Origin of the sequence: Pelomonas cellulosilytica (assembly GCF_021353265.1) — a bacterium.
Taxonomy (GTDB): domain Bacteria; phylum Pseudomonadota; class Gammaproteobacteria; order Burkholderiales; family Burkholderiaceae_C; genus Pelomonas; species Pelomonas cellulosilytica.
Map to the genome: position 1 here is coordinate 308,523 of NZ_JAJTWU010000003.1, position 22,226 is coordinate 330,748.

Annotated in this window: 18 protein-coding genes; 12 read left to right on the plus strand and 6 right to left on the minus strand. The window is 69.3% G+C overall.

Translation table 11 applies throughout. The features are described from left to right. Window positions 1-6 precede the first annotated feature (6 nt). The 7 genes from LXT13_RS08870 (at window position 7) to LXT13_RS08900 (ending at window position 7,414) form a co-directional block, all read left to right on the plus strand. Window positions 7-1,080 carry a sensor histidine kinase gene (locus tag LXT13_RS08870; protein ID WP_233371536.1) on the plus strand — a complete coding sequence of 358 codons (1,074 nt, stop codon included), beginning with the start codon at window positions 7-9 and terminating at the stop codon, window positions 1,078-1,080. Then, window positions 1,077-1,799: a LytR/AlgR family response regulator transcription factor gene (locus tag LXT13_RS08875; protein ID WP_349254828.1), complete on the plus strand. Its 723-nt coding sequence runs from the start codon at window positions 1,077-1,079 to the stop codon at window positions 1,797-1,799. Before LXT13_RS08870 ends, LXT13_RS08875 begins: the two co-directional genes overlap by 4 nt. A 50-nt stretch (window positions 1,800-1,849) precedes the next feature. Next, on the plus strand, window positions 1,850-2,143 hold the full coding sequence (locus tag LXT13_RS08880) for an ASCH domain-containing protein (RefSeq protein ID WP_233371537.1): 294 nt from the start codon (window positions 1,850-1,852) through the stop codon (window positions 2,141-2,143). Window positions 2,144-2,208: 65 nt separating this feature from the next. After that, window positions 2,209-3,117, plus strand: coding sequence for a YihY/virulence factor BrkB family protein (locus LXT13_RS08885; protein WP_233371538.1), 909 nt, complete (start codon window positions 2,209-2,211; stop codon window positions 3,115-3,117). Between the two features lie 72 nt (window positions 3,118-3,189). Further along, entirely contained in the window at window positions 3,190-3,711 is a 522-nt protein-coding gene (locus tag LXT13_RS08890) for a gluconokinase (protein ID WP_233371540.1), read from the plus strand. Between the two features lie 13 nt (window positions 3,712-3,724). Continuing rightward, window positions 3,725-5,077: an MFS transporter gene (locus LXT13_RS08895; protein ID WP_233371542.1), complete on the plus strand. Its 1,353-nt coding sequence runs from the start codon at window positions 3,725-3,727 to the stop codon at window positions 5,075-5,077. 6 nt (window positions 5,078-5,083) lie between these two features. Further along, entirely contained in the window at window positions 5,084-7,414 is a 2,331-nt protein-coding gene (locus LXT13_RS08900; protein ID WP_233371543.1) for a GH36-type glycosyl hydrolase domain-containing protein, read from the plus strand. On the opposite strand, the gene gntR is transcribed toward LXT13_RS08900, so the two are convergent. Then, a complete protein-coding gene (gene gntR / locus LXT13_RS08905) occupies window positions 7,406-8,452 on the minus strand; it encodes an HTH-type transcriptional regulator GntR (RefSeq protein ID WP_233371545.1) in 1,047 nt (348 codons plus the stop codon). The genes LXT13_RS08900 and gntR overlap by 9 nt on opposite strands. Window positions 8,453-8,670: 218 nt before the next feature. On the opposite strand from gntR, the gene LXT13_RS08910 reads away from it, so the two are divergent. Together LXT13_RS08910 and LXT13_RS08915 are read left to right on the plus strand one after the other, a co-directional pair. Further along, complete coding sequence (locus LXT13_RS08910) at window positions 8,671-11,637, plus strand: TonB-dependent receptor plug domain-containing protein (RefSeq protein ID WP_233371547.1); 2,967 nt, start codon at window positions 8,671-8,673, stop codon at window positions 11,635-11,637. Window positions 11,638-11,684: 47 nt separating this feature from the next. Further along, on the plus strand, window positions 11,685-12,518 hold the full coding sequence (locus tag LXT13_RS08915; RefSeq protein WP_233371549.1) for an alpha/beta hydrolase: 834 nt from the start codon (window positions 11,685-11,687) through the stop codon (window positions 12,516-12,518). Here the strand turns inward: LXT13_RS08915 and LXT13_RS08920 are convergent. The 4 genes from LXT13_RS08920 to LXT13_RS08935 all read right to left on the minus strand — a co-directional run bounded on the left by LXT13_RS08920 (window position 12,508) and on the right by LXT13_RS08935 (window position 16,122). Beyond that, window positions 12,508-13,128, minus strand: a complete 621-nt coding sequence (locus LXT13_RS08920; RefSeq protein WP_233371551.1) for an LON peptidase substrate-binding domain-containing protein — start codon at window positions 13,126-13,128, stop codon at window positions 12,508-12,510. The two genes, LXT13_RS08915 and LXT13_RS08920, sit on opposite strands and share 11 nt — an antisense overlap. 10 nt (window positions 13,129-13,138) lie before the next feature. Beyond that, the gene (locus LXT13_RS08925) at window positions 13,139-14,059 is read right to left on the minus strand and encodes a patatin-like phospholipase family protein (RefSeq protein ID WP_233371553.1); all 921 of its coding nucleotides are present in this window, start codon (window positions 14,057-14,059) and stop codon (window positions 13,139-13,141) included. 93 nt (window positions 14,060-14,152) lie between these two features. Continuing rightward, a complete protein-coding gene (locus LXT13_RS28660) occupies window positions 14,153-15,586 on the minus strand; it encodes a methyl-accepting chemotaxis protein (RefSeq protein ID WP_304622806.1) in 1,434 nt (477 codons plus the stop codon). A gap of 110 nt (window positions 15,587-15,696) precedes the next feature. After that, a complete protein-coding gene (locus LXT13_RS08935; RefSeq protein WP_233371990.1) occupies window positions 15,697-16,122 on the minus strand; it encodes an Lrp/AsnC family transcriptional regulator in 426 nt (141 codons plus the stop codon). Window positions 16,123-16,248: 126 nt separating this feature from the next. Between LXT13_RS08935 and LXT13_RS08940 the strand changes: the two genes are divergently transcribed. Beyond that, on the plus strand, window positions 16,249-17,286 hold the full coding sequence (locus LXT13_RS08940; protein WP_233371555.1) for an ornithine cyclodeaminase: 1,038 nt from the start codon (window positions 16,249-16,251) through the stop codon (window positions 17,284-17,286). Between the two features lie 9 nt (window positions 17,287-17,295). Here LXT13_RS08940 and LXT13_RS08945 read toward each other — a convergent pair whose 3' ends face one another. Then, window positions 17,296-20,241, minus strand: coding sequence for an HD domain-containing phosphohydrolase (locus tag LXT13_RS08945; protein WP_233371557.1), 2,946 nt, complete (start codon window positions 20,239-20,241; stop codon window positions 17,296-17,298). Window positions 20,242-20,411: 170 nt separating this feature from the next. On the opposite strand from LXT13_RS08945, the gene ybiB reads away from it, so the two are divergent. Both ybiB and LXT13_RS08955 read left to right on the plus strand, forming a co-directional pair. Continuing rightward, a complete protein-coding gene (gene ybiB / locus LXT13_RS08950) occupies window positions 20,412-21,335 on the plus strand; it encodes a DNA-binding protein YbiB (protein ID WP_233371559.1) in 924 nt (307 codons plus the stop codon). Between the two features lie 115 nt (window positions 21,336-21,450). Then, window positions 21,451-22,221: a sulfite exporter TauE/SafE family protein gene (locus LXT13_RS08955; RefSeq protein WP_349254829.1), complete on the plus strand. Its 771-nt coding sequence runs from the start codon at window positions 21,451-21,453 to the stop codon at window positions 22,219-22,221. Window positions 22,222-22,226: the final 5 nt, after the last annotated feature.

Below are 22,226 nucleotides of genomic sequence, written 5' to 3' on the forward strand. Positions count from 1 at the left end.
GCCGCCGTGCACCCGCTGTTCAGCCACTGGCGCGCGCTGGCGGCCTACCTGCTGGCCTGGGGGCTGGCCGGACCAGCGCTGGCCGCCGGGCTGCAGGCGCTGGGGCTGACGCCGCTGGGCTGGGCACTGCCATGGACGGTGCCACTGTGCGGCGTCTTCAGCTTCGTCGCGCTGGCCACCTACTATCCATGCCGCAGCCGCCCCATCGACGACCTGCACAGTGCGGCGGCGCTGAGCTACCGCGCCGCGCTCGTCGTGACGCTGGCCACCGCCCTGGCCGCCGCGGCCATCGGCTGGGACGCCGCGGGCCGGCTCTTCGGCCACGAGGCCGGCTGGGTTGGCCTGACGCCCGGCGGCCGCGTGCTGCTGCTGGCGGCGCTGCTCGGTCTGCTGACGCTGGCAGTGCTGGCGCATGACCTGCTCATCGCGTTCCAGCGCGCGCAGGCGGCCGGCGAGCGCGAGGCTCAGGCCCGGGTGCTGGCGCGCGACATGGAGCTGCAGCTGCTGCGGCTGCAGATCGACCCGCATTTCCTTTTCAACAGCCTGAACTCCATCAGCGCCCTCACCCACCTGGACCCGGCGGCGGCGCGGGCGATGGCCATCGACCTGGCGCAGTTCTTCCGCCAGACGCTGGACCTGGCCGGCCGCGAGCGCATCCGGCTGGCCGACGAGCTGGCGCTGCTGGGCCACTACCTGGCCATCGAGAAGCAGCGCCTGGGCGACAAGCTCTCCACGGCCATCGACGCCGCGCCGGACAGCCTGCCGGCGCTGCTGCCGCCGCTGACGCTGCAGCCGCTGGTGGAGAACGCACTGAAGCATGGCCTGCGCCTGCGCGACGATGGCGGCCTGCTGCGCGTGCAGGCGCTGGTGCGCGACGGCTGGCTGCATCTGGCCGTGCGCAATCCGGTGCCCGACGCGCCCTGCACTCCGGCCGACGACTGCGGGCTGGGCCTCGGCCTGCGCAACTTGCGCGAAAGGCTGGCCGCGCAGTACGCCGGCCGCGCCCGTGTGCACTGGGGTGCGGACGCCGAAGGCTTTGCCGTGGAGATCACCCTGCCCCTGGAAAGGAGCGCCTCATGACGCTGCGTGCCTTGATCGCCGACGACGAACCGCTGGCCCGCCGGCTCCTGGCCGAATACCTGCGGCCGCATGCGGACATCGAACTCGTCGCCGAGGCCGAGAACGGGCTGGACGCCGCCCGCGCCATCACGGAACTCAAGCCGGACCTGGTGTTCCTCGACATCCAGATGCCCAAGCTCACCGGCCTGGAGGTGCTGGAGCTGACCGGCCGGCGCGATGGCGTCATCTTCACTACCGCCTACGACCAGCATGCGCTGCGCGCCTTCGAGCTGCATGCGGTGGACTACCTGCTCAAGCCGTTCGCCCAGGACCGCTTTGACGCTGCGCTCGACCGGGCACGCCGCCTGGTGGGCCAGCCGCAACCGGCGCTCGACCGGCTCGTGGCACCGCCCCCGCGGCTGACGCGCGTGCTGGTGCGCGATGGCGAGGGCCTGCAGGTGCTGCTGGTGGACGACATCGCCTACATCGAGGCACAGGCCGACAACGTCGCCTTCCACGCGCACGGGCGCGAACACCTGAAGGCGCAGCGCATCTCCGAGCTGGAAGCCCAGCTCGACCCCGCCCGCTTCGTGCGCGTGCACCGCTCCTTCATCATCAACCTCGCGGCGCTGCAGGGCCTGGAGAAGACCGACAGCGACGCCTTTGCCGCCCGCATGAAGAACGGCAAGCGCATCCCCATCAGCCGCAGCGGCTACGAGCGGCTGCGCAGCGCGATATGAGGTCCGCGGTGGTACGACGCTTCGCCTTCCCGATGGCTGGTTGACCCGCGATGCAGTTCACGAAGAAGCTCCGCGAGGGCGTCCAATGCGGCGACATCACCACCAGCATCCGCATCTGGCAGTCGCCTCGCGTGAAGCCTGGCGGCCGCTACCCGATGGCGGGCGGCCACGTCGTCGTCACGTCCATCCGCGAGATCTCGCTGGCAGACGTCTCGGACGCCCTGGCCCGCGAGTCGGGCTTCCGCAGCCTGGCCGACCTGATGCAGACGGCCCGGCACGGCGGCGGACACAAGGTCTACTTCGTGCGCTTCCGCTACGAGGGCGGCAGCGACGACGCGGTGTGAGCCCTGGTCGCACGGCAAGCCATCGTCCTACAGGCCGTGGGCGCCGGGGTGTCCAGACTTGCCGCATGCACTGGCTGGACCTGAGAGAAAGATTGCGGCCGCTGGCCCGCGTGCTGCAAATGACGCTGGACGGCTTCCTGGACGACCGCGGGCCGCGCATGGGCGCCGCGCTGGCTTACTACACGCTGTTCTCGCTGGCGCCGCTGCTGCTGATCGTCGTGTCGGTCGCCGGCCTCGTCTGGGGTGGCGAGGCGGTGCGCGGCGAACTCGTCGAGCAGTTGGGCGCTCTGCTGGGGCCGGGCACAGCCTCCACCGTCGAGCAGATGCTGCGCAGCGTCGCATGGCCGGCCGGCGGCTGGCTGCACACCGCGCTGGGCCTGGGCCTGATGGTGGTGGGCGCGACCACCGTGTTCGCCGAGCTGCAGGACGCGCTCGACACGATCTGGCGCGTGCCCGCGCGGCCCATCCAGGGCTGGTGGGCCTGGCTGCGGGCGCGGCTGCTGAGCTTCGGCCTCATCCTCGGCCTGAGCTTTCTGCTGCTGGTGTCTCTGCTGCTGGGTGCCGCGCTGTCGGCGGCCGAGACATGGTGGCGCCCCTGGTTCGGCGGTTGGATGTACGTGGCCGCGCTCGCCAACCTCGTCGTCAGCCAGGGCCTGGTGGTGGCCGTATTCGCGCTGATCTTCAAGTGGATGCCGCGGGCGCGCATCGCCTGGCGCGACGTGCTGCTGGGCGCGCTCGTCACCGCCGGGCTGTTCGAGCTCGGCCGGCGGGTCATCGGCGCCTACCTCCAGGGCTCGGGCGTCGCGTCTGCGTTCGGCGCGGCGGCGTCCGTCGTCGCGCTGCTGGTGTGGGTCTACTTCTCGGCGCAGATCCTGCTGCTGGGCGCCGAATTCACCTGGGCATACGCGCGCGTGCTTGGCTCGCGGCAGCCCGCCGGGGAAAACACGGAGCGCAACCCTCAAGCTTCGAGCTAGGATAGCGCTATCCATCTACGGCGCTAACGCTCAGTGCTGCGCCGACCTGCCGTCTCCTCCTGCCTGCTGCCCATGACCTCCTTCGTGCCCGCTTCAATCGTGTTCATGGGCGTGGCCGGCTGTGGCAAGTCCAGCCTGGGCGTGGCCGTTGCACGGAAGCTGGGCCGCGTCTGGGTGGAGGGCGACGATTTCCACAGCTCCCACAACCGCCGCAAGATGGCGGCCGGCCACCCGCTCGACGACGGCGACCGCGCTTCGTGGCTGGCCGCGCTGGGCGAGCAGCTGCGGCTGCACCCCGGCGCGCTGGTGGCCTGCTCCGCGTTGAAGCACAGCTACCGAGAGCAGCTGCGCAGCGCCTCGCCAGGCCTGCGCTTCGCCTTCCTCGACGTCAGCCCCGAGGAGGCGACCCGCCGTGTGTCGGCGCGGGGTTCGCACTTCTTCCACGCCAGCCTCATCGACAGCCAGTTTGCGACGCTGCAGTCGCCGGTCGGCGAACCCGGCGTGCTGCGACTGGACGCCACGCTGCCGCTGGAGCAACTGGTCAACCAGGTCTGCGACTGGCTGCCGGCCAACGCGGCCGCCACGCTTCGCTGAAGCAGGCCGCGTCATGTCCACCAAGCCGCTCAAGCGCCTCGAGATCGTCGGCTACGGCCTGGGCGACATGGGGTTCAACTTCTACTGGACCAACGTCTCGACCTTCCTGCTGATCTTCTACACCGACGTGTTCGGCATCACCGCCGGCGCCGCGGCGACGATGCTGTTCGTTGTGAAGATCTTCAATGCGTTCACCGATCCGATGATCGGCGCCTTCGCCGACCGCACGCGGACGCGCTGGGGCAAGTTCCGCCCCTTCCTGCTGTTCATGCCGGTGCCGCTGGCCATCGTCGGCGTGCTGACGTACTCGACCCCCGACTTGGGCCCGACCGGCAAGCTCGCGTGGGCGTATGCGACGTACCTGTTGCTGATGACGCTGTACACCGCCGCCAACCTGCCGTACAGCGCGTTGTCCGGCGTGATTTCGGGCGACTCGCGCGAGCGCACCGCCGTCAACGCATCGCGCTTCGTGGCCGGCTTCGCGGGCGGCATGGTCGTCACGGCGGTCTCGCCGCAGCTGGTGGCGTGGCTGGGCGGCGACGACCATGCCCGCGGCTGGACGCTGACGATGGTCGTCTGGGGCGTGCTGGCGACGCTCATCCTGCTGTTCACGTTCCGCACGACGACCGAACGCGTGCAGCCGGCGCAGGCCGAACCGTCGAGCGTCTGGCAAGACCTGGCCGACCTGCGCAACAACCGACCGTGGATCCTGCTGTTCTTCCTCGCGCTCATCATCATGGGCGGCATCACGCTGCGGCTGACGAGCGCGGCCTATTACTTCAAGTACGTCGTCAACCGGCCCGAGCTGCTGGCCACCTTCGTACCGGCCTACCTGCTGGCTGCCGCCGCCGGCACGGCGCTGACGCCGCTGCTGACGCGCTTCGTCGACAAGCGCCGTCTGATGATCTGGCTGATGCTGGCCTCGACCGTGCTGTCGGCTGCCTTCCTGTTCGTGCCCAGCGACGAGATCGTGCTGATGTATGCGCTGCAGATCGCACTGGGCCTGGCGCTCGGGCCGAAGTCACCGCTGTCCTTCGCGATGCTGGCCGACACGGCAGACTTCAACGAATGGCGCAACGGCCGCCGCGCCACCGGGCTGACGTTCGCGGCCAGCTCGTTCGCGCAGAAGCTCGGCACGGCCGTTGCCGTCGGCGTCATCGGCACGCTGTTCACGTCACTTGGCTACGTGCCCAATGCCGCGCAGTCGGCCGACTCGCAGGCCGGCATCGTCTGGCTGATGTCGGTCATCCCGGCCGCCTTCACGCTGATCGCCGCCGGCCTGATGGTCTTCTACACCCTCGACAACCCGACGATGGCGCGCATCCAGGCCGACCTGGCCGCCCGCAAGCTGTCGCCCACGCCCTGACACCCCATGCTTGGCCCCATCGACCACGGCGAGCGCTACGAGCTCGCCAGCCCCACCGCCCTGCCCCTGGCCGGCGCCTTCCTGTGGAACCGCCGGATGATGATCCAGGCCACCTGCCGCGGTTATGCGACGGCGCAGTTCATGCAGCCCGAACCGGCCAAGTACGCGCATGCGCCCAACCTTGAGGCCAAGACCTTCATGCAGCCGGAGCAGGCCTACTACGCCCATCACCCCGGCCGTTTCGTCTACGTGAAGGACGAGGACACCGGCGAGCTCTTCTCGGCGCCCTACGAACCCGTGCGCGCCCCGGTCGACAGCTTCCGCTTCATCGCCGGCCGGCACGACCTGGGCTGGGTGGTAGAGCACCTGGGCGTGCGTATCGAGCTGACGCTGGGCCTGCCCACCGATGACGTCGCCGAGCTGTGGACGCTGCGCGTGACAAACCTGTCAGGCCGCCCGCGCCGGCTGAGCGTCGTGCCGTACTTCCCCATCGGCTACATGTCTTGGATGAACCAGTCGGCCGAATGGCGCGCCGACCTGAACGGCATCGTCGCCAGCTGCATCACGCCCTATCAGAAGGTGGCGGACTACTTCAAGAACCTGCACCTGAAGGACAAGACCGTCTTCCTGTGCGAGCGCACGCCCGATGCCTGGGAGGCGGCGCAGGCCGCATTCGAAGGTGAAGGCGGCCTGCACAACCCGAGCGCGCTGCAGGCCGAGCGGCTCGCCGGCGGCGATGCCCGCTACGAGACACCGGCGGCCTGCGTGCAATACCGCCTCGCATTGGACGCCGGGGAGAGCGAGACCTACCGCTTCCTGTTCGGCCCCGCGTTCGACGACGCCGAGGCCATCCGGCTGCGCGACGCCTACCTCGGCGAAGCCGGCTTCGCCGCGGCCCGCGAGGCCTATGCCGCCTACGTCGACCGCGGCCGCGGCTGTCTACGGATCAGCACACCCGACGCCGACTTCGACAACTTCGTCAACCACTGGCTGCCGCGGCAGGTGTTCTATCACGGCGACGTCAACCGCCTGAGCACCGACCCGCAGACGCGCAACTACCTGCAGGACAACCTCGGCATGGCGTACATCGCGCCGGCGGTCACGCGCGGCGCACTGCTGCACGCGCTGGGCCAGCAGCAGGCCAGTGGCGCCATGCCCGACGGCATCCTGCTCGTCGAAGGCGCCGAGCTGAAATACATCAACCAGGTGCCGCACACCGACCACTGCGTCTGGTTGCCGGTGTGCCTGCAAAGCTACCTGGACGAAACGGCCGACTTCGCGCTGCTGCAGGAGGTCGTCAACGGCATGACCGTGGCGGAGCGGCTGGACGCCGCGATGGCCTGGCTGCACCAGGACCGCGACGCGCGCGGCCTGAACTTCATCGCCCAGGGCGACTGGTGCGACCCGATGAACATGGTGGGCTACAAGGGCCAGGGCGTGTCCGGCTGGCTGACGGTCGCTGCGGCTTTCGCAATGAAGCTGTGGGCCGGCATCTGCGACGACGCGGGCCGCACCGCGCAGGCCGGCCGTTGGCGCGCCGTGGCGGCCGAGCTCAACGGCGCCGCCAACCGCCACCTGTGGGACGGCGACTGGTTCGCCCGCGGCATCACCGACGACGGCGTCGTCTTCGGCGTCAGCGCGGACGCCGAGGGCCGCATCTACCTGAACCCGCAGTCCTGGGCTCTGCTCAGCGGCGCGGCGAGCGCGGAGCAGCGCCAGAAGATGATCGCCGCCATCGAGGCGCAGCTGGAAACGCCGCACGGTGTGGCGATGTTCAACCCGCCGTACTCGCGCATGCGCGACGACGTGGGCCGCGTGACGCAGAAGCACCCGGGCTCGGCCGAGAACGGCGCCGTCTACAACCACGCCGCGAGTTTCTACATCCATGCGCTGTACGACGCCGGCGACGGCGAGCGCGCGTTCAAGCTGCTGCGGCAGATGATCCCCGGCCCCGACATGGCGGACATCCTGCAGCGTGGCCAGCTGCCGGTCTACATCCCGAACTACTACCGCGGCGCCCACCGGCAGTACCCGCGCACCGCCGGCCGCTCCAGCCAGCTGTTCAACACGGGCACCGCGGCCTGGGCCTACCGCTGTGTCATCGAGGGCCTGTGCGGCCTGCGCGGCTGCGCCGAGGGGCTGCGGGTGCAGCCGCAGCTGCCGGCGGGGTGGAACGAGATGAGCGCCGTGCGCGAGTTCCGCGGCGCGAGCTTCCACCTGAACGTCCGGCGTGGCGGCAACGGTGAAGTGCGTGTGGACGGCCAGCCGCTGCCGGACGGCGTCGTGCGGGGCATCGCGGCCGGCCGCAGCTACCGCATTGAGGTGACCCTAGGCTGAGGCCCTCTTCACGACCTGGAAGCCCAGGTCCAGTTGCGGCTGCTCCACCGGGTTGCCGCGCATCAAGGCCATCAGCATCTGCGCCGCGCGTTCGCCCATCTCCCGGCGCGGCGTCGCGACGGTGGTCAGCGGCGGCACCATCAGCGCGCTGCCCGGCAGATCGTTGAAGCCGGCGATGGCCACGCGCTCCGGCACCGGAATGCCCAGCCGCAACGCGGCCAGCAGCGCCCCCTGGGCCAGGTCGTCGTTGCAGAAGAAGATCGCGTCGGTCTCGGGCGCGTCACGCAGCACCTGCTCCAGCAGCTGGCCGCCCAGCGCGAGCGACGACGGCTCGGGGCTCAGCAGCTTGTGCATGTGGCCGGCCAGGCCGACCTCCTGCATCGCCGCCTCGTAGCCGTCGCAGCGCTGCAGCGTGCGGGGGTCCAGTTGGGCAGCGGCATAGGCCACGCGGCGCCGCCCGCTGTCCAGCAAATGGTGGGTCATGGCCTTGCCGGCCTCCCGCTGCGAGAAGCCCACGCTGTAGAGGGCCGCATCGTCCGCCAGTTCCATGACATGGACGCAGGGCACGCCACTGCCGGCGATGAGGGCCGCCGCGCCGGGACTGCGCTCGAACCCGGTCAGGATGACGCCGGCGGGCCGGTGCGCAAGGAAGCTGCGCAGCACCGCTTCCTCCTCGTCGGCGTCGTAGTGCGTCACGCCGATCAGCATCTGGTAGCCAGCCGCGACGAAATTGCGTTGCAGCGCGTCCAGCAACTCCACGAACACGGTGTTGCTGAGCTTGGGGATGATCACCGCGACGTGGGAGCTGCGGCTGGACGCCAGCGCGCGCGCGGCCGGGTCGGGCACATAACCCAGCGCCTTGGCGGCGGCCTGCACGCGCTCCACCAGCTCCGCCCCCACTGCCCGCTCGCCGCGCAGCGCGCGTGACACGGTGATGGGGCTGACACCGGCGGCGGCAGCCACGTCGGCAAGCGTCACGCGGCCGGTGGCGCGAGTGCGTCGGGTCGAAGCGGCGGACGTCGTCTTGCGGCTGGGCATGGCTACAGAGTATCCCTCATGGCGCTGAGGGTTCCGATGCCTAAGATAGCGCTATCCCTCCGCAGAAGAGCCGCACAGAACGGTTGACTGCATGGGCGGAGGCCGGGTTCGCCCGGCTTTTTCTGATCGCGCCGGACAGCGCTACCCAGCATCTCCGCTGGCCGTTGCTGTCCGCGCAACACCACAGGCTGCGCGCACGCCGCCATCAGGAGACATCGATGCACTTTCCCGGTCACCCCACCCTGATCCACCTGGCCGCCCTTGGCGCCTGTGCCAGCCTCGCGCTGTCGGCCCAGGCGCAGACGGCAGACACTGCCCCAGCCGCCGCGCCAGCGCAGCAGCAGGAAGCCTCCGCAAACAGCGAGGGCAACGTGCTGAACACCGTCGTCGTCACCGGCTCGCGCATCTCGCAGCGCGGCTTCACGCAGCCCACACCCACCACGCGGCTGAATGCGGCCGACCTGGAGAAGGCCGCGCAGCCCAATCTGTTCAACACGCTGATCGAACTGCCTGCGCTGCAGGGCAGTACCGGCCGCACGACTTCCACCTTCAGCACCAGCAGCGGCGTGCAGGGCCTGAGCTCGCTGAGCCTGCGGGGCCTGAGCCCCATCCGCACGTTGACGCTGCTCGACGGTCAGCGTGTCGTGCCTGCGAACGTCACCGGCGTGACCGACGTCAGCCAGTTCCCGCAGCTCCTCATCACGCAAGTCGACGTGGTGACCGGTGGCGCCGGCGCGTCGTACGGCTCTGACGCCGTGGGCGGCGTCGTCAACTTCATCACCGACAAGCGCTTCAACGGCTTCAAGGCCAACGTCGAGGGCGGCCAGACCAACTATGGCGACGACAAGAACGCGACGCTGCAGGCGGCCTGGGGGCGTGGTTTCCTGAACGACCGCGCCCACCTGACGGTCAGCGCCGAGTTCGTGCGCGAGAAGGGCGTCCCGTCGCCGCGCTTCGGCGGCGCAGGTGCCAATGGTCGCACCTGGTTCCAGAACCCCGCCTTCCAGGTCCGCACCCTCGGCAGCACGACCGACGGCAAGCCCCAGATCTACGACATCCGCAACGCACAGCAGTTCCAGTACTCCAAGTTCGGTCTCATCACCAACGGCCCGCTGCAGGGCACCGCCTTCGGCAAAGACGGCGTGCCGTACAAGTTCAACTACGGCTCCAATGGCGTGCCCACCGGCACGGGCGCCGTGACGAACTGCATCACACCGTTCTGCGTCGGCGGCGACCTCACCGGCACCGTAGGCGGCGGCACGTCCATGGGCATGGACCTCAAGCGCGAGGTCCTCTACACCCGCGGCAGCTTCGACCTCAACGACGACGCCGAGCTGTACTTCACGGTCAACCTCGCCAGGGTCAACGCGCGCTTCAATCCCAACCCGGGCGCTGCCAAGAACGCCAACCTGACCATCCAGTGCGACAACCCGTTCCTGCCGGCGTCCATCGTCACGGCCTGCGGGGACAACAAGATCACCAGCTTCCAGTTCGGCACGGCCAATGGCGGCGTCGAGAAGGACATCGAGGTGAAGCCCGTGCGGGAGCAGAAGCGCTTCGTGATCGGATCCAACGGCAAGTTCAACGTCGGCGCAACGACCTGGTCGTACGACGGCTATGTCGAGCATGGCATCAACGACATCCAGATCGATGTCGCGAACATGATGCTCAACCCGCGCTACAACGCCGCCATCGATGCGGTGCGCGCCTCGGACGGCCGCATCGTCTGCCGTAGCGCCGCGGCCCAGGCTTCGGGCTGCGTGCCGCTCAACATCATTGGCGACGTCAAGCAGGACCCGGCGGCGATCGCCTACGTCTTCCCTGCCAACGGACCGCAGCAGCTGTCGCGCCAGCGGCAGACAGTGGCCAGCGTCAACTTCAATGCGCAGCCCTTCTCGAACTGGGCGGGCCCCGTGGCCGTCGCCTTCGGCGCCGAAAGCCGCAAGGAAGGCTACTGGGTGACGGGCGACCCCTATGGCAACGGCGTCTATCCCGCCACGCCGAACACGCCGCAATACCCGGCCGATCCGGTGCTCAACACCACCGTCGGCAACAACTGGTTCGCCGGCAACTACCACGCGGCCTCCGGCGCCTACACCGTCGACGAGGGCTTCGCTGAAGTGAACATGCCGCTGTTCAAATCCGCGAGCCTGGGCGACGCCAACCTGAACGTCGCCGCTCGCCACACCGAATACAGCACCGCCGGCGGCATCAACAGCTGGAAGGTCGGCTCGACTTGGAAGACCGGCATCGACGGTCTGCGGTTGCGCGCCGTGACGTCGCGCGACGTCCGCGCGCCCAATCTCTCCGAGCTGTTCGCCGCACCGGTCGTCATCAACCAGAACGTCAACTACCAGGGCAGCACGTTCACGGCTCAGCAGCGCACCGTCGGCAACACCAGGCTCAAGCCCGAACTGGCCAACAACACCGTGCTGGGCGTGACGCTGTCGCAGCCGAGCTGGGCGCCGGGGTTCAGCGCCTCCATCGACTACTTCGACATCAAGGTCAAGGACGTCATCTCCACGTTCTCGATCCAGCAGGAAGTCGACCTGTGCGTGGCCGGCAACCAGACCTTCTGTGCGGCGATGGACCTCGTGAGCCCGGTCAAGTACGTGACGCTGCAGGCCTTCAACCTCGCCAAGATGCGCAACAAGGGCGTCGACCTGGAGGCCCTCTACCGCTTCGGCCTGTCCGGCATCAACCTGCCGGGCAAGGTCACGTTGCGCGGCTTGGCGACGTACACGAAGAGCTTCCTGACCGACTCCGGCGTCGTGGGCACCATCCCGGTCGAAAGCGCCGGGGTCAACCTGGGCAACACGCCGAAGTGGAAGACGCAGTTCACCGAAACCTGGGAGAACGACAACCTGAGCTTCACCGTCAGCCAGCGCTGGATCAGCGACGGTGTCTACAGCAAGGAGTACATCGAGTGCCAGACCAACTGCCCGGTGTCCACCCCCATCCACCAGACCATTGACAACAACCAGATGAAGGGCGCGCTGTACTGGGACCTCGGCGGCACCTACAAGCTCAACAAGAACCTGAGCCTGTACTTCAAGATCGACAACCTCACCGACGTCGCCCCACCGGCAGCGCCCTCCACCAACACGAGCTACGGCGTCAACCCCGCGCTGTTCGACGTGCTGGGCAGGCAATACCGCATCGGTGCCCGCATCACCTTCCAGTGACGCTCAGAGCGGATAACCTCGTGCCCGCACACGGGGGACCTCCGCTCATGACCATCATCACCGACGACGGCTTGCGCCTGCACACCCACCACTGGCCCATCACGCACATCACCCAGGCGCAGCGCGGCCAGTTGCTGCTGGTGCACGGGCTGGGCGAGCACGGCGGGCGCTACGGCCACGTGGCCGCCGCGCTGAACGCCGCCGGCTGGGAGGTGCACGCGTGGGACCACCGCGGCCACGGCCGCAGCGAGGGCCCGCGCGGCGATATCCCCGATGCCGACGCCTTGCTGCGCGACACGGCCCGCGTCATCGACGCCGTGCGCCGGCCCGGCCAGCGCTTCGTGTTGATGGGGCACAGCATGGGCGGCGCGGTGGCGGCGCGCTTCACGGCCGAGGGCGTCAGCGCCCGCCCAGCCGCGTGGAGCCGGCCGCTGGACGGGCTGGTGCTGTCGTCGCCGGCGCTGGACGCGGGCCTCAACGGCCTGCAGAAGCTGGCCCTGGCCGTGGCGGGCCGCCTGGCGCCGGGCCTGGCTGTCAGCAACGGGCTGAAGCCCGACTGGGTCAGTCGCGACCCGGCAGTCGTCGCCGCCTACACGGCCGACCCGCTGAACCATGACCGAATCACCGCGCGGCTGACGCGCTTCATCGTGGACGGCGGAGCCGCCGCCATCCATGCCGCGTCGCACTGGACCGTGCCGACACTGTTGATGTGGGCGGGCGCCGACCGCTGCGTCGCCCCGCGCGGCAGCGAGGCCTTCGCGGCCGCGGCGCCGGCCAACGTCGTCGCGACCCGGCCCTGGCCGGCGCTCTTCCACGAGATCTTCAACGAGCCCGAGAAGGCCGAGGTGATCGCCGCGCTGACCGCCTGGCTCAACGGCTGATCGCGTCCAGCCGGTCCACCACCAGCTCCAGCCGCAGCAGCGGGTTGTCCATAGCCATCAGCCGCTGGCGCTCCACCAGCGGCATCGGCAGCAGTTCGGCCCAACGATTGGCCAACCAGCCGGCGTCGTCCCAGTGGTGCGGCGGCTGCAGTGGCAGGTCCTGCGCGTCGGCGCGGCCCCGCCATTCGCGGGTGAGATCCTGCAGCTGTTGCGCGGCGAGCGCCAGGTCGTCCGGCACCGGGATGGCAGCATCGTCCGGCAGCAACTCGAGCCGGCCAACCCAAAGCCCGTGGCTCAGGCAGCGCGAGGATTGAAGCCTGAAGCGCTGCGTGCCGCGCGTACGAATGTGCAGCAACCCCGGCTGCTCACGCTCGAAGTGCTCAATGCGCGCCAGCGTGCCGACCTCATGGAAGGCTTCGGCCCTGAAGCCGTCGCCGTCGCGCTGCCGCACCTCGCGGCCTTCGGTCAGCGCAACGACGCCGAACGCCTGCCCCTGCGCATGGCAGCGCTGCACCATGTCGAGGTAGCGCGGCTCGAAGATGCGTAGCGGCAGCCAGCCACCGGGGAACAGCACCGTGCGCAGCGGAAAGAGCGGGACCTCGGTGTCCATGATCGGGCTGCTAGCGCGTCTTCTCGACGATACGCTGTCGGATCAGCGGCAGCACGGCCAGCGCCGCGTCGCGGCCGGCCTGGATGGCCCGGCGACGCGCGGTGAAGTCCGAGCTGGCCACGCCGTCCAGCCGGGGGCGCACCAGCACGTCGGCGTCGCGCAGCTCGAAGCTGTTGATGCTGCGGCCCATGATGGAAAACGTCTGCATCAGCATGCGGAAGGCGTCGCCCGGCGGGTCCTTCTCGGGCGGTGACGTGATGTCCACCGCGATGACCAGCTGCGCGCCCATCTCGCGCGCGAAGCGCACCGGCACCGGCGACACCAGGCCGCCGTCCACATACTCGCGCTGACCGATCTTGACCGGCTGGAACACCGCCGGCACCGCGCTGGACGCGCGCACCGCCGTACCTGTGTCGCCGCTGCGGAACAGGATAGGCGAACCGTCGGACAGGTCCGTCGCGACGATGCCCAGCGGCAGCACCATCTGCTCGATGCCCTTGCCGCCGGTCTTGTCGCGGATGAAGCGCGCCAGCGCCTCGCCACGGATGAGGCCCCGCAGCGGGAACGACCAGTCGGTGATGGCGCCCTCGTCCATGCCCTCGGCCAGCGCCTGCATCTCCTTGCCGCCCTTGCCGGACGCATAGAGCGACGCCACCAGGCTGCCCGCCGACGTGCCGGCGACGAGATCGACCTTGATGCCGTTCTCCTCCAGCACCTGGATGACGCCGATGTGCGCAAAGCCCCGCGCCGCACCTCCCCCCAGCGCCAGGCCCACGCGGGGCGGCCTGAGTGGAGGCTTGGGCACCACGACGGGGGGCTCCGCCACCGGGGTTGGCGCGACGGGCGGGGGCGGAGGTGAAGGGCTGAAGGCGCAGGCGGACAAGGCCAGCACCAGCGTCGCGGCAGCGACATGAAATAGACCACGGAGCATGGACCGCATCATCTCAGCTGCGCCGAGCGGCCGTTCGCACCGGCGACACGGAACCCCGGGGGGTGCCGACCCCTTCGCAGGTGACAGCCAACGTCAGCGGCGCGCCGACGCATCCTCGAACACGGCCATGGTCTGAACCAGCGACTGTGCCTGATCGCGCAGGCTCGTCGCCGCCGCGGACACCTGCTCCACCAATGCGGCGTTCTGCTGCGTGGCCTGGTCCATCTCCCGGACCGCACCACCCACCTCGGCCACACCGAGGGCCTGCTGCTCGCTGGCCGCGCTGATCTCGCCCATGATGTCCGTCACGCGGCGAATGCTACCGACCAGTTCTTCCATCGTCGAACCGGCACGAGCCACCAGCGTGGACCCCTGCTCCACGCGCTCGACGCTGGTGCCGATCAGGCTCTTGATCTCCTTGGCGGCCTCGGCCGAACGCTGCGCCAGGCTGCGCACCTCGCTGGCAACGACGGCGAAGCCGCGGCCCTGTTCGCCCGCCCGCGCGGCTTCCACCGCGGCATTCAGCGCGAGGATGTTGGTCTGGAAGGCGATGCCGTCAATGACGCCGATGATGTCCCCGATGCGACGCGAGCTCTCATTGATGCCCGTCATGGTGCTCACCACCTGGCCCACCACCTCGCCGCCCTGCATGGCGATGACGCTGGCCTCCCGCGCCAACTGGTTGGCCTCACGGGCGTTGGCCGCGGCCTGCTGCACCGTGTCGGTCAGGCTCATCATGCTGCTGTACGTACGCTGCAGGTTGGCCGCCGTCTGCTCGGTGCGCTGGCTCAGGTCCTGGTTGCCATCCGCGATCTCTGCACTGGCCACTTCCACGCCCGTGGCCCCCTGGCGCACGGCCGACACCGCAGTCTCCATCCGTGCCAGCAGGGCCAGCAGCGCCTGGCCGCCTTCGCTGTCGGCCCGGTGGCCGCGCAGGTGCAGACGGATGCGGCCATCGGCCTCGACGTCCGCCACCAGTGCCACCAGCTCCTCACCTTCCAGCGCGGACCGCCGCATGTTCACTGCGAGGAGGACCTCCAGACCCGCCTGGATCACGACGTACACCGCATGCAGAACGATGCGGCTGAAGTCCGCCTGCGTCGTGCAGAACAGGCCCAGGCCTGCCGCCTGAAGACGGTCGAACAGGACATGGTGAACCGCGAACAGCGCGGCGCCAAAAACGATCACCGTCCAGTCCAGGTAAACCAGCAGGAAAGCCAGCACGACGAAGACGCCGAAGTGATATTCGATCTGCCCGCCCGCAAGCTGGATGTGCAGCGCCACGAGGCCCACCAGCGCGAACGTGTAGACATAGCGAAGTCCTTTCGATGGCAGCGTCACGCGGCCCACGCCGCACACGCCGAGAAGTACCGCGCTCACGACCAGCGACAGGCCGCCCTGCTGGCGGCTGAAACCCAGGGCCAGCGCAGCCACCGCGGCGGTGACCACGGCGATCAGCAGTACACGGTCGCCCAGTAGCGAGCGAGCGCTGCGCCGCGTCGAAGAAGTGCCTGAAGAAATCGACATGGCGTGCCCCGGTTGCCGTGCAAACAACATGCTAGGCAGGCCAAGGTTGATTCCGCAATGCCGCCGCCCCACGCGTCCGTGACGCGCGGCACGATCCCCGGCGGGCGGCGTCAGCCCAACTTGTAACTCTGCAAGTGAATGGAAGTTTCGGTGCTGGCGATGCCCTTGATGAGCCGCACGCGCTCCAGCACGTCGGCCAGCTCCTGCAGGCTGCTGCTGCGGATCTCGGCCAGAAGGTCCCAGCGGCCGTTGGTGTCGAACAGGCCTGTGATGCCCGGTTCGCCCAGCAGCATGGCGACGACCTCGCGCGTGCGGTTGCCCTCCACCGTGATGCTCATCCAGGCGGTGATCTGATCGGGCACCGCGTCGGGCCGCAGCCTCACCGTGTAGCCGGTGATGACGCCGCTGTCCTCCAGCCGAGCGATGCGGTTGGTGACCGTCCCGCGCGACACCTTCAGCTTGGCCGCCAGCATCGCGACACTGGCACGGGCGTCGGTGCGCAGCAAAGCGAGCAGCTTTTGATCGAGCGCGTCCATCTTGGACATATCGTCAGCGATGTCTGACGTTTTGGCAAATGACAACGCAAAACTTGCCAGGATTTGCGCTTCTGCCTGGCGGAGCCTCCCGGAAGAATCCTTCTCACCTAGCGCCCGGAGCCCGCCATGACCACGCTGCTGACCACCCAGGACATCGCCCGCCTCGTGCAACGCGTCGGCCTGCCCGATTTACTGCGCCGGCTCGTCGGCACGCTCGAGGCCGACTACGCCCGCTGGCCCGAATTCGCCAAGACGCCGCGCGTCGCCGCGCATTCGGCTGACGGCGTCATCGAGCTGATGCCCATCGCCGACGCATCTCACTACAGCTTCAAGTACGTCAACGGCCACCCCAAAAACCACCGCGTCGGCCTGCCGACCGTGATGGCGTTTGGCGTGCTCGCCGACGTGGCCACCGGCTCGCCCGTTCTGCTGTCCGAGTTGACGCTGACGACCGCGCTGCGCACCGCCGCCACGTCCGTCATGGTGGCCAAACGTCTGGCGCGGCCTGACAGCCGCGTGATGGCGCTGATCGGCAACGGCGCGCAGAGCGAGTTCCAGGCGCTGGCCTTCCACCACCTGCTGGGCATCCGCGAACTCCGGCTGTTCGACATCGACCCCGCCGCCACCGCCAAGCTCGTGCGTCACCTGCGCGGCACGCCGGGCCTCGCGCTCACCATCTGCGCGTCGACCGCAGAGGCCGTCCGCGGCGCCGACATCGTCACCACCGTGACGGCCGACAAGGCCAACGCCGCCGTCCTAACGCCGGCCATGATCGAGCCCGGCATGCACATCAACGGCGTCGGTGGCGACTGCCCGGGCAAGACCGAACTGCACCCCGGCGTGCTGCACGGTGCCCACGTCGTCGTCGAATACGAGCCGCAATCACGCCTGGAAGGCGATGTGCAGCAGATGCCGGCCGATTTCCAGGTCACCGAGTTTTGGCGCGTATTGACCGGCCAGGCGCCGGGGCGCGAATCGCTGGCCCAGGTCACCGTGTTTGACTCGGTCGGATTCGCGTTGGAGGACTTTTCCGCGCTGCGGCTGCTGAACGAGCTCAGCCGGCAGCTAGGCCTTGGCGCCCCGGTGGACCTGATCCCGACGATGGCCGACCCCAAGGATCTGTTCAGCGAGCTGGGCCTGACCGCCAATCTCCAGGCAGCGTGAGAGCTCCGATCAGCGCCGGTAGGCGGTCACTTCCGCCACGTCGATCTGGCCGGCCGCCATGAAGCGCTGCGCATAAGCCAGGCACACGCCCGACTGCAGGAACAAGTCGAACAGCTCGGGGTCGAGATGACCCTCGCGGGCCATGCGCTGCATCAGAGTCAATGCCTCGGACAGAAGCTTGCCCGCCTTGTACGGCCGGTCGCTGGCCGTCAGCGCCTCGAAGACGTCGGCGATCGCCATCATGCGCGCCTGCAGGCTCATCTGCTCACCCCGCAACTGGCGCGGATAGCCCCGGCCATCCATGCGCTCGTGGTGGCCACCGGCAATCTCCGGCACGCTCTTCAGATGACGCGGGAAGGGCAGCTCCTCCAGCATCTTGATCGTCTGCACGATGTGCTCGTTGATCTTGTAGCGCTCCTCTTCGGTCAGCGTACCGCGCGACACCGTCAGGTTGTGCAGTTCGCCCTGGTGGTAGAGGTGCTCCGGCTGGCCGATGCGGAAGCCCCAGCGGTTGTCCTCGGGCAGCGTCTCGCCGGCCGGGCGCGGCAGCACATGCTCCGGCTTGTCGGCCAGCAGCAGCTCCTGCGCGGGCAGGACCGGCCGTGGGCGGCGCAGGCGGCCCAACTCGTCGGGGGACAGCCCCAGGCTGTCGTCGAGAGTGCGCTGCCAGCGGCGCATGCCGATCTCGCGAAGCCGCGCCAGCCGTTCCGTCCCGAGGGACTCGCCACCCAGATTGCACTCGGCCACGAAAGCGAATTCGTCATCCAGCGCCGCCTGGGCAGGCGCCGCCTCGGCCCGGGCCAGCGCGCTGCCCGCGGCACCCAGCTGCGCCTCCAGCCGCTCGATCAGCACGTCGCGCTTGAGCACCTCGAAGCGCGTGCGGATCTCGTGGATGCGGTTGTAGCGCGTCTCCAGCTTCGTCGCCTTGTCGACGACGTACTCCGGCGTCGTGACCTTGCCGCAGTCGTGCAGCCAGGACGCGATGTGCAAGGCCTCCCACTCCTCCTCGTTCATCGCGAACGACGCAAAGGGCCCGGACGTGGCATCGCAGGCCGCCTGGGCCAGCATGCGCGTGAGCTCGGGCACCCGCAAGCAATGGCCGCCGGTGTAGGGGCTCTTCGCATCGATGGCGCCGGCCACGAGCTGGATGAAGCTCTCCAGCAGCTCCTTGCGGGCACGCAGCAGCAGCTGGTTGTCGATGGCCAGCGCCGCCGTGCCCGACAGGGCGCGCACGAAAGCCACCCGTGCACCGCCCAGCGACTGCGCAGTGCCCTGGTCCGGCAGCGGGAAGGACAGCGTCAGCGTGCCGATGGTCTCGCTCAGCCGGTTCTTCAGCGGCAGCGACAGCAGCCGCATCCGCGCTGCGCTTAGGCCGGCAAACAGCGGCTCGTAGGCCTTCAGGTGGGCCGGGTCGCTCCAGCTCAGGTCCACCTCCACCGGCGCATCGGCGCGCAGCGCCTGCGCCGGCGCGCCCAGGCTGTCTGCGGCGCCCACGTCCCATACCATCCCCGCGCGCGGTGCCGACTGCCCCAGCAGCCGCGTCGCGGCCGGCCGCAGCTGTGCACCGTCGTCAGACAACAGATGCACAGCCCCTCCGCTGGCCCCGGACACGGCAATCGTCTCCCGCAGGATCAGGTCCAGCAGCTTGTCGAAGTCACGCTCGGCACTCAACGCGGTGCTGATGTCCAGGAAATGGCGCAGCGAATGCTTCATCGCCGTCATCGACACGGCCAGCCGGTCGACCTCGCGGATGAGGCTGCCGCGCGGGTCCGGCCCGCCAAACTCGAAGTGATGGATGGCCTCGGCCTGGCGGGCCAGCTCGCGCAGCGGCCTGGACACGCGATTGGCCAGCACGTGCACCAGCGGCAGCAGCAGCAGCATCAACCCCAGCGAGATGTAGAAGCCGTGCCGGCGGCTCTGGATCTGGAAGGCCTGCAGTTCGTCCCGGGGCGACGCCATCAGCAGCGTCAACGGCGCGCCGGCCACCACGCCGGGGTCCGACACCGCCGCCAGCGGCAGCGCATGCACGACCCACTCGCGGCCGCCGACCTCCTGCACCGGCGCCAGCGCACCCTGGCCGTCGCGCCGGGCCCAGAGTGCGCGCATCAACGGTGACGCCGATTCACCGACCTTCGGCAACCGCCTGACGGCACCGGACAGCGGGTCACGCCCCTGACCTGCCTCGGCCAGCAGTTCGCCGCCCGCCGTGGCGATGAGCAGTTCCGCCGAGCGGCTGATCTGCGGGCGCTTGAGCATCGCGCCCAGCGCCGACAGGCTTACGTCGGCCCCCACGACGTTGCCGCCATGCGCCTCGGCCAGCGTGACGCCAGGCTCGCGCGTCGTGAAGAACAGATAGGGCTCGGACTGCACGGACCGCCCGTCGCCCGCCCGCTGTGCCAGTTCGTACCAGGGGCGCGTGCGCGGGTCGAAGACATAGTCCGGCCGTTCGCGATGCTGGATCTCGCGCAGCCCGGCGTCGTAGAAGCGGTAGCTGCCCCGCGGCGTAGCGACGCCTTCACGTTCCACGCTCTGCAGCGCAAAAGCGGCCTCGGCGGGCGCATCCATCCGGGCGCGGGCCGCGGCGTCGTCCAGGCGGCGCAGCAGCATGAACGAACCACCCGACGTGCCGACGTAGACCGCCGACACCGACGCATTGCCTCGCAAGAGCGCGACCAGTTGCGGCATCGTGGCCATCCGCTCGGCCTCGCTGCCGGCCCGCACCAGCGGCCCGCCGGCCAGCAGGCCGACGCTGACGCGCGCCGGTCGCAATTCGGCCTCCACGACCGCCGCCGCCTCCCGCCCGATGCGCCGCGCCGCCGCGCCGGCCTGCTGCAGCATCAACGCGTCGCTGCGCGAGAGTTCATGCAACAGCAGCACGCCGTAGACCAGGGCCACCAGGCCCACCATCAACGTGCCGAGGGTGATGTACAGCGTCTTGGGTTTCAGGTGGGGCATGGAGGCAGTATCAGCGCTCAGCAGCGCCCTCGGACAGCTGCGCGGGGCGATGGCCAGCGCATCGCGACGGGAAAAATTCCGACTTCTCCGCGGCTCAGGTTTCCACCCGATGGGTCGGCAGTGCAGGCTGAGCCCGCCTGCTCACGCGCCATCATTCCTACACTGCCACCATGGACTACGCCCCATTGATCAAGGAAGTCGGCCGCGGCACTCGTGGCGCGCGGGACCTGAGCCGCGAGCAGGCCGAGCGGCTGTTCGGCGACATGCTGGACGGCCGGGTGCCCGACCTGGAGCTGGGCGCACTGCTGGTCGCGCTGCGCGTCAAGGGCGAGAGCGCGGACGAGTTGGCCGGCTTCCTCGCGGCCATGCAGGCGCGCACGGCACGTCTGGCGGCGCCCGACGGCACCCGCACCGTGCTGCTGCCCAGCTTCAACGGCGCGCGCAAGCAGGCCAACCTGATGCCGCTGGTCGCGCTGCTGCTGGCGCGCGAGGGCGTGCCGGTACTGGTGTTCGGCCGGCACGACTTCGACAGCCGCATCAGCCCGTTCGAGCTGCTGGACGCCCTCGGCCTGCCGGCAAGCCCGACGCTGGCCGACGCCGAAGCGCGGCTGGCCGCGACTCGCCTGGCCGTGCTGCCTTTGCAAATGCTGAACCCTGGGTTGAACGCCTTGATGGCACTGCGGCCCCGCATGGGGCTGCGCAACAGCAGCCACAGCCTGGCCAAGCTACTGGATCCCTTCCCGCCGGGTCGCGCTGTGCGCGTCGTCGCGGTGACGCACCCGGAATACCTCGACAGCATGTCCGACACGCTGCCGGGACTGACGGCCGGCGGCGGCCGGGCGCTGCTGATGCGCGCCAGCGAAGGGGAGGCCTACGCCCACCTGCGGCGCAAGGCGCATCTGATCGGCTTTCAAGATGGCGCCATGGCGCCGCTGCACCCGGCCGACACCGCGGACCTGGACTGGCCGCTGTCGCCTGCCTGTGCCCCGGCCGAGAACGCCGCGCTCATCCGAGCCATGCTGGATGGCACCGAACCGGTGCCGCCACGCATCACCGAGCAGGTCGCCACACTGCGGCATCTCGCCACAAATTGAAGTTGCTTATTCGGCTCGGGCATATAGCCCGAAAAATTAAATAGTTCTGCCGCAGCGCAACATTCCCTAGAGTCGCGCCCTCGGGTGGCATGGGGCTGCCCTGGGAGCGCACAGGGTGCTGGACGGAATCGCGATTGCAAGTGGCTTGGGCGTCGGACTCATCGTCGGCATCACCGGCGTGGGTGGCGGCTCTCTGATGACGCCGTTGCTCCTTTCCGTCTTCAAGCTGAACCCCGCCGTGGCCATCGGCACGGACCTGTGGTTTGCCTCGCTCACCAAGGTCAGCGGCTCGGTGGCGCATGCGCGCCATGGTCACGTCAACTGGGCCATCGTGCGCCGCATGCTCAGTGGCTCCATCCCGGCGTCCATCGCCACCATCGCGTGGATGCACCAAACCGGCATCACCAAGGGCTGGGCGTCGACGCTGACGTTCTCGCTGGGCATCGCACTGCTGCTGACGGCCGTCGTCGTGGCCTTCAAGCAGAGCTGGCAGCCGCTGGGCCTGCGGCTGGAGCGCTGGATTCCCGAGAGCCGCAAGCCGATGCTGCTCATCGCGCTGGGCCTGCTCCTGGGCGTGCTGGTGTCGCTGTCGTCGATCGGCGCCGGGGCCATTGGCGCAACGCTGATCCTGCTCATCCATCCCCGCATGCGTGCCCGCGACATCGTCGGCACCGACATCGCGCATGCCGTGCCGCTGACCTTCGTCGCCGGCGTCGGCCATGCCAGCCTCGGCAACGTGGACTGGGCGCTGCTCGGTTCCCTGCTCATCGGATCCCTGCCCGGCATCTGGCTGGGCGCCCAACTGACCCGCCGCCTGCCGGACGGCATCGTGCGCAGCCTGCTGTGCGCGTCGCTGCTGATGGCCGGCTGGAAAGTGATTCACTAAAAGAC

Coding starts and splice junctions, on each gene's coding strand:
- LXT13_RS08875 (WP_349254828.1), top strand. CDS start 1,077: ATGACGCTGCGTGCCTTGATCGCCGACGACGAACCGCTGGCCCGCCGG.
- LXT13_RS08880 (WP_233371537.1), top strand. CDS start 1,850: ATGCAGTTCACGAAGAAGCTCCGCGAGGGCGTCCAATGCGGCGACATC.
- LXT13_RS08885 (WP_233371538.1), top strand. CDS start 2,209: ATGCACTGGCTGGACCTGAGAGAAAGATTGCGGCCGCTGGCCCGCGTG.
- LXT13_RS08890 (WP_233371540.1), top strand. CDS start 3,190: ATGACCTCCTTCGTGCCCGCTTCAATCGTGTTCATGGGCGTGGCCGGC.
- LXT13_RS08895 (WP_233371542.1), top strand. CDS start 3,725: ATGTCCACCAAGCCGCTCAAGCGCCTCGAGATCGTCGGCTACGGCCTG.
- LXT13_RS08900 (WP_233371543.1), top strand. CDS start 5,084: ATGCTTGGCCCCATCGACCACGGCGAGCGCTACGAGCTCGCCAGCCCC.
- gntR (WP_233371545.1), bottom strand. CDS start 8,452: ATGCCCAGCCGCAAGACGACGTCCGCCGCTTCGACCCGACGCACTCGC.
- LXT13_RS08910 (WP_233371547.1), top strand. CDS start 8,671: ATGCACTTTCCCGGTCACCCCACCCTGATCCACCTGGCCGCCCTTGGC.
- LXT13_RS08915 (WP_233371549.1), top strand. CDS start 11,685: ATGACCATCATCACCGACGACGGCTTGCGCCTGCACACCCACCACTGG.
- LXT13_RS08920 (WP_233371551.1), bottom strand. CDS start 13,128: ATGGACACCGAGGTCCCGCTCTTTCCGCTGCGCACGGTGCTGTTCCCC.
- LXT13_RS08925 (WP_233371553.1), bottom strand. CDS start 14,059: ATGCTCCGTGGTCTATTTCATGTCGCTGCCGCGACGCTGGTGCTGGCC.
- LXT13_RS28660 (WP_304622806.1), bottom strand. CDS start 15,586: ATGTCGATTTCTTCAGGCACTTCTTCGACGCGGCGCAGCGCTCGCTCG.
- LXT13_RS08935 (WP_233371990.1), bottom strand. CDS start 16,122: ATGGACGCGCTCGATCAAAAGCTGCTCGCTTTGCTGCGCACCGACGCC.
- LXT13_RS08940 (WP_233371555.1), top strand. CDS start 16,249: ATGACCACGCTGCTGACCACCCAGGACATCGCCCGCCTCGTGCAACGC.
- LXT13_RS08945 (WP_233371557.1), bottom strand. CDS start 20,241: ATGCCCCACCTGAAACCCAAGACGCTGTACATCACCCTCGGCACGTTG.
- ybiB (WP_233371559.1), top strand. CDS start 20,412: ATGGACTACGCCCCATTGATCAAGGAAGTCGGCCGCGGCACTCGTGGC.